This is a genomic window from Rhodanobacter sp. FW106-PBR-R2A-2-24, from assembly GCF_058789615.1.
Genome location: NZ_JBYTBV010000002.1, coordinates 3,058,272 through 3,073,296, shown reverse-complemented (window position 1 = coordinate 3,073,296; position 15,025 = coordinate 3,058,272). Strand labels below are relative to the sequence as shown.

General features: G+C 66.2%; 14 protein-coding genes, 2 pseudogenes and 1 riboswitch. Of the genes and pseudogenes, 8 read left to right on the top strand and 8 right to left on the bottom strand.

From position 1 onward, the window contains the following. Positions 1 to 128: 128 nt before the first annotated feature. The 4 genes from pilB (at position 129) to coaE (ending at position 4,911) form a co-directional block, all read left to right on the top strand. On the top strand, positions 129 to 1,853 hold the full coding sequence (gene pilB / locus AC3WQA_RS15175) for a type IV-A pilus assembly ATPase PilB (protein WP_492675869.1): 1,725 nt from the start codon (positions 129 to 131) through the stop codon (positions 1,851 to 1,853). 128 nt (positions 1,854 to 1,981) lie between these two features. Beyond that, a complete protein-coding gene (locus AC3WQA_RS15170; RefSeq protein WP_492675868.1) occupies positions 1,982 to 3,256 on the top strand; it encodes a type II secretion system F family protein in 1,275 nt (424 codons plus the stop codon). Positions 3,257 to 3,436: 180 nt separating this feature from the next. Then, a complete protein-coding gene (locus tag AC3WQA_RS15165; protein ID WP_492675867.1) occupies positions 3,437 to 4,294 on the top strand; it encodes a prepilin peptidase in 858 nt (285 codons plus the stop codon). Further along, complete coding sequence (coaE, locus tag AC3WQA_RS15160; protein WP_492675866.1) at positions 4,291 to 4,911, top strand: dephospho-CoA kinase; 621 nt, start codon at positions 4,291 to 4,293, stop codon at positions 4,909 to 4,911. The genes AC3WQA_RS15165 and coaE overlap by 4 nt, the downstream gene beginning before the upstream one ends. A 4-nt stretch (positions 4,912 to 4,915) precedes the next feature. Here coaE and ldcA read toward each other — a convergent pair whose 3' ends face one another. The 3 genes from ldcA to AC3WQA_RS15145 form a co-directional block, all read right to left on the bottom strand. Continuing rightward, on the bottom strand, positions 4,916 to 5,836 hold the full coding sequence (gene ldcA / locus AC3WQA_RS15155) for a muramoyltetrapeptide carboxypeptidase (protein WP_492675865.1): 921 nt from the start codon (positions 5,834 to 5,836) through the stop codon (positions 4,916 to 4,918). 151 nt (positions 5,837 to 5,987) lie between these two features. Beyond that, positions 5,988 to 7,079: a 3,4-dihydroxy-2-butanone-4-phosphate synthase gene (gene ribB / locus AC3WQA_RS15150; RefSeq protein ID WP_492675864.1), complete on the bottom strand. Its 1,092-nt coding sequence runs from the start codon at positions 7,077 to 7,079 to the stop codon at positions 5,988 to 5,990. Between the two features lie 141 nt (positions 7,080 to 7,220). After that, positions 7,221 to 7,862, bottom strand: coding sequence for a riboflavin synthase (locus AC3WQA_RS15145; RefSeq protein WP_492675863.1), 642 nt, complete (start codon positions 7,860 to 7,862; stop codon positions 7,221 to 7,223). Positions 7,863 to 7,986: 124 nt separating this feature from the next. After that, positions 7,987 to 8,157, bottom strand: a riboswitch (FMN riboswitch). 227 nt (positions 8,158 to 8,384) lie between these two features. Between AC3WQA_RS15145 and AC3WQA_RS15140 the strand changes: the two genes are divergently transcribed. Next, complete coding sequence (locus tag AC3WQA_RS15140) at positions 8,385 to 8,603, top strand: hypothetical protein (RefSeq protein ID WP_492675862.1); 219 nt, start codon at positions 8,385 to 8,387, stop codon at positions 8,601 to 8,603. A 116-nt stretch (positions 8,604 to 8,719) separates the two neighbouring features. On the opposite strand, the pseudogene AC3WQA_RS15135 reads toward AC3WQA_RS15140, so the two are convergent. Beyond that, positions 8,720 to 8,896 (bottom strand): annotated as a pseudogene (locus tag AC3WQA_RS15135) (IS5/IS1182 family transposase); the annotation flags it as partial. A 107-nt stretch (positions 8,897 to 9,003) separates the two neighbouring features. On the opposite strand from AC3WQA_RS15135, the pseudogene AC3WQA_RS15130 reads away from it, so the two are divergent. Together AC3WQA_RS15130 and AC3WQA_RS15125 are read left to right on the top strand one after the other, a co-directional pair. After that, positions 9,004 to 9,216 (top strand): annotated as a pseudogene (locus tag AC3WQA_RS15130) (DDE-type integrase/transposase/recombinase); the annotation flags it as partial. Beyond that, complete coding sequence (locus AC3WQA_RS15125) at positions 9,159 to 9,416, top strand: IS3 family transposase (protein ID WP_492676371.1); 258 nt, start codon at positions 9,159 to 9,161, stop codon at positions 9,414 to 9,416. The pseudogene AC3WQA_RS15130 and the gene AC3WQA_RS15125, both read left to right, overlap by 58 nt. A 36-nt stretch (positions 9,417 to 9,452) precedes the next feature. On the opposite strand, the gene ribD is transcribed toward AC3WQA_RS15125, so the two are convergent. From ribD to glyA, 4 genes are all read right to left on the bottom strand, one after another. After that, positions 9,453 to 10,571 carry a bifunctional diaminohydroxyphosphoribosylaminopyrimidine deaminase/5-amino-6-(5-phosphoribosylamino)uracil reductase RibD gene (ribD, locus tag AC3WQA_RS15120; RefSeq protein WP_492675861.1) on the bottom strand — a complete coding sequence of 373 codons (1,119 nt, stop codon included), beginning with the start codon at positions 10,569 to 10,571 and terminating at the stop codon, positions 9,453 to 9,455. A gap of 151 nt (positions 10,572 to 10,722) precedes the next feature. Next, a complete protein-coding gene (gene nrdR / locus AC3WQA_RS15115) occupies positions 10,723 to 11,250 on the bottom strand; it encodes a transcriptional regulator NrdR (protein ID WP_492675860.1) in 528 nt (175 codons plus the stop codon). 2 nt (positions 11,251 to 11,252) lie between these two features. Next, positions 11,253 to 11,693, bottom strand: coding sequence for a pilin (locus AC3WQA_RS15110; protein ID WP_492675859.1), 441 nt, complete (start codon positions 11,691 to 11,693; stop codon positions 11,253 to 11,255). Between the two features lie 23 nt (positions 11,694 to 11,716). Continuing rightward, a complete protein-coding gene (glyA, locus tag AC3WQA_RS15105; protein ID WP_492675858.1) occupies positions 11,717 to 12,985 on the bottom strand; it encodes a serine hydroxymethyltransferase in 1,269 nt (422 codons plus the stop codon). Between the two features lie 211 nt (positions 12,986 to 13,196). Between glyA and ettA the strand changes: the two genes are divergently transcribed. Beyond that, positions 13,197 to 14,861, top strand: coding sequence for an energy-dependent translational throttle protein EttA (gene ettA / locus AC3WQA_RS15100; RefSeq protein ID WP_492675857.1), 1,665 nt, complete (start codon positions 13,197 to 13,199; stop codon positions 14,859 to 14,861). Positions 14,862 to 15,025 lie beyond the last annotated feature (164 nt).

Here is a 15,025-nt window from a genome sequence, read left to right as displayed (position 1 = left end):
GATCGCCCATTCTGTACACAATCGCGCTCGCGGCCAAGCCTTTCCCGCCCAGGCATCACCCGCTATGGGTGACCTGCGCCACGGACTGCGGTAGATTCGGCTTTACAAGGGCTTGGAGCCAGCATCTCATGTCGACTGCAACGCAAGCACCGCCCGCCGGCCTGACCGGGCTGGCACGTCGGCTGGTCGCCGAAGGCCTGCTGCCGGAGGCCGAGGCCCGCCGCGCGGTGCAAGAAAGCAACCAGCAACGCACCACCCTGACTTCCTGGCTGCTGGGCCAGAACCTGGTGGACAACGGCAGCCTCCTGCGCCTGGCCTCGCAGGAATTCGGCATGCCGATGCTGGACGTGTCGGCGATGAATCCGGCGCAGTTCCCGATGAACCTGATTACCGAGGCGCTGCTGTCCAAACACCGGGCACTGCCCCTGTTCCTGCGTGGCAAGCGCCTGTACGTGGGCATCGCCGACCCGATGCAGCTGAATGCATTGGAAGACATCAAGTTCCACTCCGCCTGCATGGTGGAGCCGATCCTGGTGGAGCGCAGCCAGTTGAACCGTGCCATCGACTCGGCGCTCTCCGGCCTGCACAACGCGATGCCGGACATGGGCAACGAGGAGCTCGACAACCTCGACGCCGAGGGTGGCGAGGTCGACGAAGGCAGCGGTGGCGGCATCGACGCCAATGGAGCCGACGACGCTCCGGTGGTGAAGTTCGTCAACAAGATCCTGGTCGACGCGATCCGCCGCGGCGCCTCGGACATCCACTTCGAACCCTTTGAAACCCAGTACCGGGTGCGCCTGCGCATGGACGGCATGCTGAGCGCCGTGGCCAGCCCGCCGCTGAAGCTCGCCAGCCGCATTTCCTCGCGCCTGAAGGTGATGGCGCAGTTGGACATCGCCGAAAAACGCGTGCCGCAGGACGGTCGCATCAAATTGAACCTCAGCAAGAACCGCGCGGTGGACTTCCGCGTCAGTTCCCTGCCCACGCTGTTCGGCGAAAAAATCGTGCTGCGTATCCTGGACGGCTCGGCGGCCAAGATCGGCATCGAGAAACTGGGCTACGAACCGGAGCAGCAGAAACTCTACGTGGACGCCATCCACAAGCCTTACGGCATGGTGCTGGTCACCGGCCCCACCGGCTCGGGCAAGACCGTGTCGCTGTACACCGGCCTCAACATGCTGAACACCCCCGAGCGCAACATCTCCACCGTGGAAGACCCGGTTGAAATCCGCGTGGAGGGCATCAACCAGGTGCAGCAGAACGCCAAGCGCGGCATGACGTTCGCCAGCGCGTTGCGCTCCTTCCTGCGACAGGATCCGGACGTCATCATGGTCGGCGAAATCCGCGACCTGGAAACCGCCGAAATCGCCATCAAGGCGGCGCAAACCGGCCACATGGTGCTCTCCACGCTGCACACCAACGACGCGGCGCAGACCATCGCGCGTCTGATGAACATGGGCATCGCCCCCTACAACATCACCAGCTCGGTCACCCTCATCATCGCCCAGCGCCTCGCCCGGCGCCTGCACAGCTGCAAACGCGAACAGCATCTGCCGCCGCAAGTGCTGCTCGCCGCCGGTTTCACCCAGAAGGATCTCGACGAAGGGCTCACCCTGTACGAGGCCGTGGGCTGCGACGAGTGCAACGAGGGCTACAAGGGCCGCGTGGGCATCTACCAGGTGATGCCGATGCTGGAGGAAATCCAGAAGATCATCCTCGCCGGCGGCAACGCCCTGCAGATTTCCGAGGTAGCCAAGGCCGCTGGCATCAACGACCTGCGCGCCTCGGCACTGCTCAAGGTGAAGCAAGGCCTCACCAGCCTGACGGAGATCGACCGTGTCACCAAGGATTGACGTCGCCAGCCTCATGAAGCTGCGGTATCCAACACGCTTTCCCTGCTGAAAATGCCTTAAGCTTCGGCACCAGCAGGATTTCGCGCCCCCACCGGGCACCGAAACGCACCACGCAGGGGAGAACGGGCATGGCCACGGCGACCGCTACCGCCAAGAAAGATCCACACTCGCTGGGCGCCGAACGCGCCGCGGTCAGCAAGCTCACCGTCTACGAGTGGGTGGCGCTGGACAAGCGTGGCAAGCGCATGAAAGGCGACATGCCAGCGAAGAACGCCTCGCTGGTGAAAGCCGAGCTGCGCCGCCAGGGCATGAACCCGCAGACCGTGAAGGAGCGCGCCAAGCCGCTGTTCGGTGCCACCGGCAGTTCGGTCAAGCCGCGTGACGTGGCGGTATTCAGCCGCCAGATCGCCACCATGATGAAGTCCGGCGTCCCCTTGGTACAGTCCTTCGACATCATCGCCGACGGCCAGAAAAATCCGCGCTTCAAAAACATATTGATGGACGTCAAGCAGGGCCTGGAGGGCGGCCAGGCGCTGCACGAAGCCTTTGGCCGTTACCCCGTGCAATTCGACGAGCTCTACCGCAACCTGGTGCGCGCGGGCGAGGCCTCGGGTGTGCTCGACACCGTGCTGGACACGGTGGCCACCTACAAGGAGCGTACCGAGGCGCTGAAAAAGAAGATCAAGAAGGCGCTGTTTTATCCGATCATGGTGGTTTCGGTGGCCTTCCTGGTCAGCATGATCATGCTGCTGTTCGTGGTACCGGTGTTCGCGCAAACCTTCAAGGATGCGGGCGCCGCCCTGCCCGCGCCGACCCAGGTCGTCATCACCGCATCCGAGTTCATGAAAAGCTGGTGGTGGCTGGTTCTGCTCGTCATCGTCGGCAGCGTGGTGGGCCTGGTCGCCGGCAAGCGTCGTTCGGTGAAGTTCGCCCACGCTCTGGACAGATTCACCCTGAAATTGCCGGTCTTCGGCAAGATCATGCGCGAATCCGCCATCGCCCGCTTCGCCCGCACCCTGGGCGTGACCTTCCATGCCGGCGTGCCGCTGGTGGACGCGCTGGACTCCGTCTCCGGCGCCACCGGCAGCATCGTCTATGGCGATGCGGTCAAGAGCATCCGCGACGACGTCTCGGTGGGCCATCAGCTGCAACTCGCCATGAAGCAGACCGGTCTGTTCCCCAACATGGTGGTGCAGATGACCGCCATCGGCGAGGAATCCGGCGCGCTGGACAGCATGCTGTTCAAGGTCGCCGAGTTCTACGAGGAAGAAGTGGAGAATGCGGTGGACACCCTCTCCACCCTGCTCGAACCCATGATCATGGTGATCCTTGGCGTGGTCGTGGGCGGCATGGTGGTCTCCCTGTACCTGCCCATCTTCAAACTCGCCGGTACCGTGGGCTGATCCCAGCGATCCGTGGAAAAACCGCCCGGCGGCTGCGGCCGCCGCCGAACGTCTCCGACGGCGGCGCGCAGCGCGAAAACGACGATCATCGGGTTCACCCAATTCCCCGGTTTTCACGCAGCGCGGCTCGCCTGGCGACGCCCTCGCGACGACGTTCGCATTTTTCACCGGCTCTGACGCATGCCTGATCTGCCCCTCTCCGTCTGGATCGCCCTCGCCGCCGTACTCGGCCTCCTGGTCGGCAGCTTCCTCAACGTGGTGATTCTGCGGCTGCCCGAGCGCATGGCGGCCCTATGGCGACGCGAAGCGCGCGACGTACTGGAGTTGGCTAGTGGCGACGAAACCCTGCCGCCCGGCATCGTGCGCGAACCCTCGCATTGCCCGCACTGCAAGCACCCGCTGTCGGTGGCGGACAACATCCCTCTGTTCGGCTGGCTGTTCCTGGGCGGGCGCTGCCGCTATTGCAAGACGCGCATCTCGATCCAGTACCCGCTGGTGGAGCTGCTCTCGGCCGTGCTCTGCGCCGCCGTGGTGTGGAAGTTCGGGCCTGGCTGGGTGGCCCTCGCCGGCCTGCTGCTGACCTGGACGCTCATCGCCTTGTCGGGCATTGACTTCCGCACCCAGCTCTTGCCCGATCAGATCACCCTGCCGCTGCTCTGGCTGGGGCTGCTGCTCTCGCTGAAATCCGTCGCCGTGACGCCAAGCTCCGCCATCCTCGGCGCCGCCATCGGCTACCTCAGCCTGTGGAGCGTGTACTGGCTGTTCAAATGGCTGACCGGCAAGGAAGGCATGGGCTATGGCGACTTCAAATTGCTGGCCGCGCTGGGCGCCTGGATGGGCCCCATGGCGATCCTGCCCGTCGTACTGCTCTCCTCGCTGATTGGCGCCATCGTCGGCGGCAGCCTGATCGCACTCTCGCGCCATGAACGCGGCGTGCCGATGCCCTTCGGCCCCTTCATCGCCATGGCCGGCTGGGTGTGGTTCTTCGCTGGCGACAGTCTGCTGCACGGCTACATGCAGCTGACCGGCCTGCAGTGAGCGCCACACCAACCAGCTACCTCGTCGCCCTCACCGGTGGCGTGGCGGCGGGCAAGAGCGCGGTGGAAAAACGCTTCGCCGCGCTGGGCGTGCCGGTGCACGATGCCGACGTCGCCGCGCGCGCGGTGGTGGCGCCGGGCAGCGACGGCCTGGCCGCCGTGGTACAGGCCTTCGGTGCGAACGTACTCGACGCCAGCGGCCAACTCGACCGTCCCGCGATGCGCCAGCGCATTTTCACCGACCCCGCCGCACGCGCCACGCTGGAAGGCATCACCCATCCGCGCGTGCGCCAATGGCTGCACGCGCGCGCACTGGCCGACACCGCACCGTACAGCCTGCTCGCCATCCCGCTGCTGGCGCGCAACCTCGCGCACTACGGCTGGATCGACCGCGTACTGGTGGTGGACGCCCCGGTGGAAACCCAACTGGCCCGCCTGCTCACCCGCGACGGCATCGACGAGGCGTTGGCGCAGCGCATGCTGGCGCAGCAGGCCAGCCGCGAGGAACGCCTGCGCCTGGCACACGACGTGATCGACAACAGCGGCACCGAAGCCGCGCTCGATGCTGCGGTGGCGGCGCTGCATCAGCGCTACCTCGCGCTCGCCGCCGGGCGATAGCCCGCTAGACGATGTGCGGGTAGCCCCCGAAATCCAGCCGCACCGCATCGCCCGCCACGCGCAGACGCGCCGGCACGCCGAACGGCAGGGTGAACTTGTCCGGTGCATGGCCGAACGGCAGGCCATCGAGTACGGGCAGGCCGACCACACGCCGAATCTGCGCGAAGCTGGTCGTCAAGTCATAGCCATTGTCATGGGCGCCATGCCGGCACGCGGTGAAATCACCCAGGATCAGCGCCCGCTGCCGTCCCAACACCCCGGACAGGTGCAACTGGTACAGCAACCGTTCGATGCGGAACGGCGGCTCGCCCACGTCCTCCACGAACAGGAGGCCGCCTTCGATGCACGGGAAATACGGCGTGCCAAGCAGGCTGCACAGCATGGCGAGGTTGCCGCCCCACAGCGGGCCTTCGAGATCCAGCGTGTGCTCGCCGCTGCTCGTCCACTGTGCGTGGCCCTGCGCCGATCGCACGGTGCGCCAGAAATGCGGCACGGTGAGCGTGCTCGGGATCTGCGCGCCGAAGTCGGGGCCGAGCATGGGCCCGCCGAAGGTGGTTAATCCGCTTTTTGCGTACAACGCCAGCTGGACCGCGGTGAAATCGCTGTGCCCCACCAGCACGGTGCCGGCGCCGGCCAGCCGCTCACGCAATGCGCCGTAATCGAGCTGCGGCAGCAGCCGCGTGGCGCCGTAGCCGCCGCGGATCGCCAGCGCCACGTCGGGCAGCACGTCCAGCGTGGCCAGTGCGTTGAGGTCGGCCGCGCGCTCGGCATCGCTGCCGGCAAAGCGCCCTTCGACACGCGCCAGCACCGCCTCGCCCTCGACGAGACAACCCGCCTCGCGCAGGCGCGCCGCGCCGAGTGCCATCGCGGCATGGTCGTGCGGGTAACCGGAGGGGGCGATCAGGCGGACGCGGGTAGCGGACATGGTGGGCATCGCGAGGGGGATACCGGGATTATGCGGGCAGATGACGCCCGCAGCATGGCCAAGGCGTGGCAAGCACCGGACGATTCCGAGAGCGCTCCATCGCCTGCGATGGCGCCTTTCGCCAAGTGCCCCATCGCCCGCGAGCAGGCTCCTACACGTACTCGACGACTTCGAGCCCGAAACCGGCCAGCCCCACCAGCTTGCGCGGGGTGCCGAGTACACGCAGCCGGCGCACACCCAGATCCGCCAGCATCTGTGCACCGAGACCCAACTGGCGCCATTCCTGCTGTTGTGCCGCCTCCGGTTCCAGCGCGGCCGGCTGGCGTTTCAGCCGCGCCAGCAGCGCATCGGACGTGTCCTCGCCAGAAAGCACCAGCAGCACGCCGCGCCCCTCGTCGGCGATGCGGCGCAACGCGCCGGTGACGGTGAGGCCGAGGTCGTCGCGCTTGAGGTGCAACACGTCGGACAAGGTGTTGCGCACGTGCACGCGGCTGAGCACCGGCGCGCCGTCGTCCACCGTGCCACGCACCAAGGCATAGTGCAGGCCACGACGGATCGCATCGCGATACGCCACCAGGCGGAAGGCGCCGAACTCGGTTTCCACCGTTTCCTCGTGCACGCGGGCGATGGTCTTCTCGGTTTCCAGGCGGTAGCGGATCAGGTCGGCGATGGTGCCGATCTTGAGACCGTGCTTCCTGGCGAACACCTCCAGCTCGGGCCGGCGCGCCATCGAGCCGTCCTCGTGCAGGATCTCGATCAGCACCGCCGAGGGCTCCAGCCCGGCCAGCGCGGCCAGATCGCAGCCGGCCTCGGTGTGTCCTGCGCGGGTGAGCACGCCGCCGGGCTGGGCGGTGAGCGGGAACACGTGGCCGGGCTGGGAGAGATCCTGCGGTTTGGCGTCCGATTTCACCGCCACCTGGATGGTGCGTGCGCGGTCGAACGCGGAGATGCCGGTGGTGACGCCCTCGGCCGCCTCGATCGAGACGGTGAAGTTGGTGTGGTAGGGCGAGGTGTTGTCGCTGACCATGGGCCGCAGGCCGAGCTGGCGCGTACGCTGCTCGGTGAGCGTGAGGCAGAGCAGGCCGCGCGCCTCGCGCACCATGAAATTGACGTCTTCGGGCCGCACCATCTGCGCGGCCATCACGATGTCGCCTTCGTTTTCGCGATCCTCGTCGTCGAGGATCACCACCATGCGGCCGGCGCGCAGTTCGTCGAGGATTTCGGGAATGGTGTTGAAGCTCATGGGTGGCATGTCCGTGTTTTGGTTCCCTTCTCCCCTCGGGAGAAGGTGCCCCGCAGGGGCGGATGAGGGTCCGAGAGCGACGCGAGTCATGCGCCCTCTCCCCAACCCCTCCCCCGCTTGCGGGAGAGGGGCTTCGCGAGATCAGGAGAAACCGTGCTGCTTGAGAAATGCTTCGTCGAGCCTGGGCGCGACAGCGCCGCCGATCAGGCGCTCCACGTAGCGCGCGATCACGTCCACCTCGATGTTCACCGCGTCGCCCACGCGGCGGGCGTGGAAGGCGGTGCGTTCCACGGTGTGCGGGATCAGGTTGACGCCGAAACGGCGATCGGTGACTTCGTTGACGGTGAGGCTGGTGCCGTCGATGCACACCGAACCCTTGGCGGCGATGTAGCGGGCGAGGCTGGCCGGCACCTCGAACACCCAGCGCAGCGAGCGGCCGTCGGGCACGATCGACACCACCTTGCCCACGCCGTCGACATGGCCGGAGACGAGGTGGCCGCCCAGGCGGTCGGCGAGGCGCAAGGCCTTTTCCAGGTTCACCGCGTCGCCGGCCTGCAGCGCGCCCAGCGTGGTGAGCGACAGCGTTTCGTTCGACACGTCGGCGGCGAAGCCGCGCGCGGAGAGCGCTACCGCCGTGAGGCACACGCCGGAGACGGCGATGGAATCGCCGAGCTGCACGTCGGCAAGATCGAGGTCGGCGGTATCCACGTGCAGGCGCAGGTCGCCGCCGCGCGGTTCGAGCCGCGCCACGCAGCCCACGGATTGGATGATGCCGGTGAACATCAACGCGCCCTCCGGCGGACGGCGGCGCGCGGCGCAATGGCGACTTGAATCATGAAACGTCCTCCACGTGAGCGGGTGGGAACGCCTCAAGGCATGAGGCCGAGGCACGGCAAGCCGCGCCCCGTACCGTCTTCTTTCATCCGGACTGTGAGGAAACGGTCGCCCGCTTCCAACCGTCGGCTCCGGCATCTGACCGGATCTGCTGACCCTCTGCACGATGGCAGAGGCGCTCGCGGGCTCGTGCCTGTCGGCACCTACCGCCGGTGGGGAATTCCGCCCCGCCCTGAAGACGCTTGCCGGCGAACCGGCCGGCGGATTCTAGCACGACCACATGACGCCCCCTGCCTTCCCTTCGCCCGCTTGATCGGTGAGCGATCAGACCTTGGCATCACGCAAGCAGGTCGTTTCTCAACAGCACGCCAGCAGCGAAACTCGTTTACCAGCGCCGGAAATGATAGTGTGCGCGTACATTAGCGTTTGCGCAGACCACGCCGGGTCTTCAGCAAGTACAGGGAGTTGTCAATGATGTTTTGGGTATTGGCGTTCATGGTCGTTGGCACCATTTTCTGGGGAAGCAATCTTGGCTGGCAACAGTGTCTAATTTTCTGGGCTGCATTCCTCCTGGGAGGTTTGCTTTTCCTATTTGCATTTCATTCGCCACGTCTTGCAACGGTTTACATGGGCATTGTCGGGGCTTGGTTTGTTGGCAAGGCAGCCACCAATGACACCTCGATGCTTTAGAGATCACCTGATCAACCATCACCCGTGGTGACGTCGCGCTTTTCGTGGCGTGCGTAGCACGATGACGGCCAGACGCATTGCCGCCGTGCAGAGCAGGTTGGGCACGTCGGCCGCCCCGTTCCCGTCGCCGTGTGCACCAGCCCACTTTCGGCATTGACGCCGATGTGCGTCTTCATGCCGAAGTACCACGGGCTTCCTTTTCTGGTCTGGTGCATCTCCTGGTCGCGCGCCTTGGCCTCGTTCTTCGCCGACGGCGCCGCCGCGATGATCGTGACGCCCACAATCGTGCCTTGCTACAGCCTGAAGCCGCACTGCTTCAAGTGCTTGCTGCCCCCTCTTGTCTGGCCTACCCGAAGGCAGCAGCGATGGCCGTGCGGCTGAGCTGCCGGAGCGGCTACCGATGCTGGCGCACAGGAACTCGAACACGGAGCGCCCCTGCTTGCCGATGAGCGAGCGCATGCCAGCATCACTTGTGTGTGACGCGCTGTGCACGGTGCTGCTCCAGCGCAAGATGCCGCGCGGTGTCATCATGCACACCGACCGCGACAGCCAGTATTGCTCGCACGAGCATCGCGCGCTGCTAGACGAACACGGGCTCATCGCCAGCATGAGCGCCCGAGGCAACGGCCACGACAACGCCGCCATGGAAAGCTGGAGCCATACGAGGCGATTTACGGCAAACACATCGCCATGCGCGAGCAGGCGCGTGCCTGTGTATTCGACTACATCGAGCTCGGCTACAATCGAGCCGGGCTCCACTCGACCCTGGGCAGCCTCAGCCCGGAGCAATCCGGGCTGACCAATGCTGCTTAATCGAGTGTCCGAAATGCGGGGGCAAGATCAGCCCCGTCACGCTGGCCGCAGGCGCAATCGCCAGTCTGCCCCCAGCATGCGCTGTTCGAGCTGGCGCAGCTGCCAGCGATCCGTCATGTCGGCAAGCATCGGCAGCTTCAGCAAGGGGCGTGCGGCATCGCCCAGCAATACCGGCGCGATGTAGAGCAGCAGCTCGTCGACCAGCCCCTGCGCGAACAACGCGCCGCACAGGGTGGCGCCAGCTTCCACCTGCACCTCGTTGATGCCACGCGCGGCGAGCAATGCCAGCACGGCGCGCACGTCCAGCGTCTCGCCCTGCTCCGCCACGGCCATGCACTCGGCGTCCGCCAGATGCGGCGCATGCGCGTCTGCCGCGGCGCCATGCAATAGCAGGGTCGGCGCGGCAGAATCCAGCACATGACTGCCGGCAGGCGTGCGCAGTTGGCGATCCAGCACCACGCGCAGCGGCGCGCACGGCGCTTCCTCATCCCAACCCTCTGCCCCGGCAGAGATGGCGTCGCGTCGAACGGTGAGGCGCGGGTCGTCGGCCAGCACGGTGCCGATGCCGGTGAGAATGGCGCTGGAGCGTGCTCGCCAACGCTGCACGTCGGCGCGCGCGGCCTCGCCCGTGATCCATTGCGACGCGCCGTCGGCCAGCGCGGTGCGGCCGTCCAGGCTCATCGCCAGCTTGACCCGCACGAAGGGACGGCGGCGTTCGAGCCGGCTGAAGAAACCGGCATTGAGGTCGCGCGCCTCGTCCGCCAGCAAGCCCATGTCGATGGCGATGCCGGCGTCGCGCAACTTGTCCAGGCCACGTCCCGCAACCAGGGGGTAAGGATCCACCGCCGCCACCACCACGCGTGCCACGCCGGCGGCGACCAGCGCATCGGCGCAGGGCGGCGTACGACCGTGGTGGGCGCAGGGCTCCAGCGTCACATAGGCAGTGGCGCCGCGCGCGCGTTCACCGGCTTCGCGCAAGGCATGCACTTCGGCATGCGGGCCACCGGCGCGCTGGTGCCAGCCACTCCCTACCACCTCCTCGCCGTGCGCGATCACGCAGCCCACGCGCGGGTTGGGCTGGGTGGTGAACAGGCCGCGTTCGGCCAGGCGCAGGGCAAGCGCCATGTGGTAGTGGTCGGTAGCGGTGAAGCTCATGCGGGTCTTCCTCTCCGCTGCACGCAGCGGCTGCGAGGTGAGGGGGACAGGCTGCCGACAGTGTCGCATCTAATCGCACGCTGGACACGCATCATGGCCAGACCGCCCCTGCCCCTCGCCCCCGGCGGCAGGAAGGAGGGTGGCATGCGGCTCAGCCCTTGCGGGATCGGCGCGATTCCGCCGCCTCGCCGCCCAGCAACGAGAGCTGGAGCTTTTCCAGTTCGGGCAAATCATGCTCCAGCCGCGCGATCTCTTCGAGGAAGGCCTGCACGTCCTCGAACTTGCGATAGACCGAGGCGAAGCGCACGTAGGCCACCTGGTCGAGCTTCTTCAGCTCGCGCATCACCAGCTCGCCCACCTGGCGCGAGGGCAGCTCGCGCTCGCCGCTCTTGCGCAGGTCGTTGACGACTTCGCGCACCGCCGCGTCCACCGCATCGCTGGCCACCGGCCGCTTCTGCAGCGCGCGTTCGAAGCTCACGCGCAGCTTGCGTTCGTCGAAACTCTCGCGCCGCTCGCCGCTCTTCACGATGGCCGGCAGTTTCAGCTCCGCCGTCTCGAAGGTGTTGAAGCGCTCGTTGCACCGCGGGCATTCGCGCCGGCGGCGCACGGTGGAGCCGTCTTCCGTCAGGCGAGAGTCGATCACGCGGGTGTCTTCGTGCTGGCAGAAGGGGCAATGCATGGTTAAAGCGTATAAGGCAGGCACGCCTTCGGTCGGTACTCGTTATCCAAGGTTCCACCGTCGCACGACCAATGACTGGCGGAATTCTCCTGTCGCGGTTTGAGAACCAGCGTTTTACCAGCAAGGCGCCCCTGATCCGCGCCGAACTGCAGAGTCAGTTGTCCGCCCGAAAAATCCACGTCAAACGCCACAGCACCGGCAACCACGTGCGGCTCCACGTGCATGTCGTAGACACTATCGGGCCAAGCCTTGTTGTCCTCGTGATAGTCCACGGCCTTCTGCTCGACCGCGGTGGCGGCGTTGATGGCCAGCTCGACATGCACTTTCGCCTGCGCCGTGACCGCCATCCGGTGCATAAAGTAAATCAGCAGCCCGCCGCAAAGCGCGGCCACAACCAGCATTTCGAAGCTCGAGTGTCCACGCATCCCCTGACGCCTGTTCATGAATCGCAAATCCTTTTATGGGTTCAGCCGTAGACGGGATATTTCCTGCACTGCGCCTCGACCTTGGCGCGCACGGCGGCGATCACCGCCTCGTCGTTCGGGGCGTCGAGCACGTCGCAGATCCAGCCGGCCAGTTCGATGCAATCGGCTTCCAGGTAGCCGCGGGTGGTGACGGCGGGGGTGCCCACGCGCAGGCCGGAGGTGACGAAGGGCTTCTGCGGGTCGTTCGGCACGGCGTTCTTGTTGACCGTGATGTGCGCCTTGCCCAGCGCGGCCTCGGCGGCCTTGCCGGTGATCGGCTTGCCGATCATGTCGACCAGCATCAAGTGGTTCTCGGTGCCGCCGGAGACGATCTTGTAGCCGCGCGCGATGATGGTCCTGGCCATCGCCTTGGCGTTCTTCACCACCTGCGACTGGTAGGCCTTGAAGGCCGGCTCCAGCGCTTCCTTGAAGGCCACCGCCTTGGCCGCGATCACGTGCATCAGCGGGCCACCCTGGATGCCAGGGAACACGATGGACTGCAGCTTCTTCTCGATCTCCTCGCCGGCCGGCCCCATTCCAGCATGGCTGGCGAGGATGATGCCGCCGCGCGGGCCGCGCAGGGTCTTGTGGGTGGTGGAGGTGACCACGTGCGCGTGCGGCAGCGGGCTGGGGTACACGCCGGCGGCAACCAGCCCGGCGACGTGCGCCATGTCCACGAACAGGTAGGCACCGACCTTGTCGGCGATGGCGCGGAAACGCGCCCAGTCCAGCACCTGCGAGTAGGCGGAAAAGCCCGCCACGATCATCTTCGGCTGGTGCTCCACGGCGAGGCGCTCGACCTCGTCCATGTCGACGATGCCGTTGTCGTTCACCCCGTACTGCACGGCGTGGAACAGCTTGCCCGAGACGTTCACCGCGGCGCCGTGGGTAAGGTGGCCGCCGTGCGCCAGGCTCATGCCCAGGATGGTGTCGCCGGGCTGCAGCAGGGCGAGATACACCGCCTGGTTCGCCTGCGAGCCGGAGTGCGGCTGCACGTTGGCGTAGTCGCAGTCGAACAGCTGTTTGACGCGCTCGATAGCCAGCTTCTCGGCCACGTCCACGTACTCGCACCCGCCGTAGTAGCGCTTGGCCGGGTAACCCTCGGCGTACTTGTTGGTGAGCTTGGAGCCCTGCGCTTCCATCACGCGCGGGCTGGCGTAGTTCTCCGAGGCGATCAGTTCGACGTGGTCTTCCTGGCGGCGACCCTCGTCGGCGATGGCCTGGGCCAGCTCGGAGTCGTAACCGGCAATCGTGCAGTCCTTGGGGAACATTCTGGCCTCGACGGGTAATGAGCGGATTGAGCCCGAAAGTGTAGCGCTGCCGGGCGTTTGCGGCCACCGTCGCCCACCACGGCAGCACCCCTGCCGCAGGCGGCGGCCACCGCTGCCGAGCGGTAGCCGCAACCGGCTACAATACGCGGTTTGACGATTCCCATACCGTGGCCGCCATGCCGGCGGCACGGTGCACGCCTTCGGAGGTTGCATGAGCTCGCAGTACATCTACACCATGAACGGGGTCAGCAAGATCGTCCCGCCGAAGCGGCAGATCATCAAGGACATCTCGCTCAGCTTCTTCCCCGGCGCCAAGATCGGCCTGCTCGGCGTCAACGGCGCGGGCAAGTCCACCGTGCTGAAGATCATGGCCGGCGTGGACACCGACTTCCAGGGCGAGGCGCGCGCGCAACCGGGCACCAAGGTCGGCTACCTGGCGCAGGAACCGAACCTGGACCCGGCAAAGACCGTGCGCGAAGCGGTGGAGGAAGGCGTCTCCGTGGTGCTTGACGCGCAGAAGCGCCTGGAAGAGGTGTATGCCGCCTACGCGGAGGAAGGCGCCGACTTCGACGCGCTGGCCAAGGAGCAGGAGAAGCTGGAAGGCATCCTTGCCGTCAACGACGCGCACGCGCTGGAGCGCCAGCTGGAAGTGGCCGCCGACGCGCTGCGCCTGCCGCCGTGGGACGCGGTCATCGGACCGCTGTCCGGTGGCGAGAAACGCCGCGTGGCGCTGTGCCGCCTGCTGCTGTCCAAGCCGGACATGCTGCTGCTGGACGAACCGACCAACCACCTGGATGCCGAGTCGGTGGACTGGCTGGAAAAATTCCTGCATGACTACCCCGGCACCGTGGTGGCGGTCACCCACGACCGCTACTTCCTCGACAACGCCGCCGAGTGGATTCTGGAACTCGACCGCGGCCGCGGCATCCCTTGGAAGGGCAACTACACCGAATGGCTGGAGCAGAAAGACGCTCGCCTGAAGCAGGAAGCCAACACCGAGAAGTCGCGCCAGAAAGCCATCGCGAAGGAACTGGAGTGGGTGCGCTCGGCCGCCAAGGGCCGCCAGTCCAAGGGCAAGGCCCGCCTGGCCCGCTTCGAGGAGCTGAACTCGGTCGACTATCAGCATCGCAACGAGACGAATGAAATCTTCATCCCGCCGGGCGAGCGCCTGGGCCAGGAGGTGATCGAGTTCAAGAACGTCACCAAGTCCTTCGGCGACCGCGTGCTGATCGAGGACCTGTCGTTCAAGGTGCCGCCGGGCGCGATCATCGGCGTGATCGGCCCCAACGGCGCCGGCAAGTCCACCCTGATGAAGATGATCATGGGCAAGGAGACGCCGGACACCGGCGAGGTCAAGCTGGGCCTCACCACCAAGCTGGCCTACGTCGACCAGTCGCGCGACGCGCTCGACCCGAAGAACAACGTGTGGCAGGAAGTGTCCGGCGGTTCGGACATCCTCACCATCGGCAACTTCGAGATCCAGTCGCGCGCTTACATCGGCCGCTTCAACTTCAAGGGCACCGACCAGCAGAAGATCGTCGGCAGCCTGTCCGGCGGCGAACGCGGCCGCCTGCACATGGCCAAGACCCTGCTGCAGGGCGGCAACGTGCTGCTGCTCGACGAGCCGTCCAACGACCTCGACGTGGAAACCCTGCGCGCACTGGAAGACGCGCTGCTGGAATTCCCCGGCTGCGCCATCGTGATCTCGCATGACCGCTGGTTCCTCGACCGCATCGCCACCCACATCCTCGCCTTCGAGGGTGACTCGCACGTGGAGTTTTTCCCCGGCAACTACAACGAGTACGAAGCCGACAAGAAGCGCCGCCTGGGCGACGAGGCTGGCCCGAAGCGGGTGAAATACAAGAAGCTGGCCTGAAGCTCCTGAGCCCCTCTCCCTCCGGGAGAGGGGTTGGGGAGGGGGCTCGGCTTCGCACAAACATCAGCGCAGGCCTCGCACCCTCATCCGCCCCTTCGGGGCACCTTCTCACCCACAAGGGGACTCCCAAGGTCGCCGAAGGGAGAAGGGAATCCCTTTACGGA

What these genes read in the sequence shown, in the direction of transcription:
- AC3WQA_RS15110 (WP_492675859.1), bottom strand. Translation starts at nt 11,693, where the DNA reads ATGAACAGGCGTCAGGGGATGCGTGGACACTCGAGCTTCGAAATGCTG.
- pilB (WP_492675869.1), top strand. Translation starts at nt 129, where the DNA reads ATGTCGACTGCAACGCAAGCACCGCCCGCCGGCCTGACCGGGCTGGCA.
- glyA (WP_492675858.1), bottom strand. Translation starts at nt 12,985, where the DNA reads ATGTTCCCCAAGGACTGCACGATTGCCGGTTACGACTCCGAGCTGGCC.
- ribB (WP_492675864.1), bottom strand. Translation starts at nt 7,079, where the DNA reads ATGAGCTTCAACACCATTCCCGAAATCCTCGACGAACTGCGCGCCGGC.
- ribD (WP_492675861.1), bottom strand. Translation starts at nt 10,571, where the DNA reads ATGAGCTTCACCGCTACCGACCACTACCACATGGCGCTTGCCCTGCGC.
- ettA (WP_492675857.1), top strand. Translation starts at nt 13,197, where the DNA reads ATGAGCTCGCAGTACATCTACACCATGAACGGGGTCAGCAAGATCGTC.
- nrdR (WP_492675860.1), bottom strand. Translation starts at nt 11,250, where the DNA reads ATGCATTGCCCCTTCTGCCAGCACGAAGACACCCGCGTGATCGACTCT.
- AC3WQA_RS15170 (WP_492675868.1), top strand. Translation starts at nt 1,982, where the DNA reads ATGGCCACGGCGACCGCTACCGCCAAGAAAGATCCACACTCGCTGGGC.
- AC3WQA_RS15165 (WP_492675867.1), top strand. Translation starts at nt 3,437, where the DNA reads ATGCCTGATCTGCCCCTCTCCGTCTGGATCGCCCTCGCCGCCGTACTC.
- AC3WQA_RS15145 (WP_492675863.1), bottom strand. Translation starts at nt 7,862, where the DNA reads ATGTTCACCGGCATCATCCAATCCGTGGGCTGCGTGGCGCGGCTCGAA.
- ldcA (WP_492675865.1), bottom strand. Translation starts at nt 5,836, where the DNA reads ATGTCCGCTACCCGCGTCCGCCTGATCGCCCCCTCCGGTTACCCGCAC.
- AC3WQA_RS15140 (WP_492675862.1), top strand. Translation starts at nt 8,385, where the DNA reads ATGATGTTTTGGGTATTGGCGTTCATGGTCGTTGGCACCATTTTCTGG.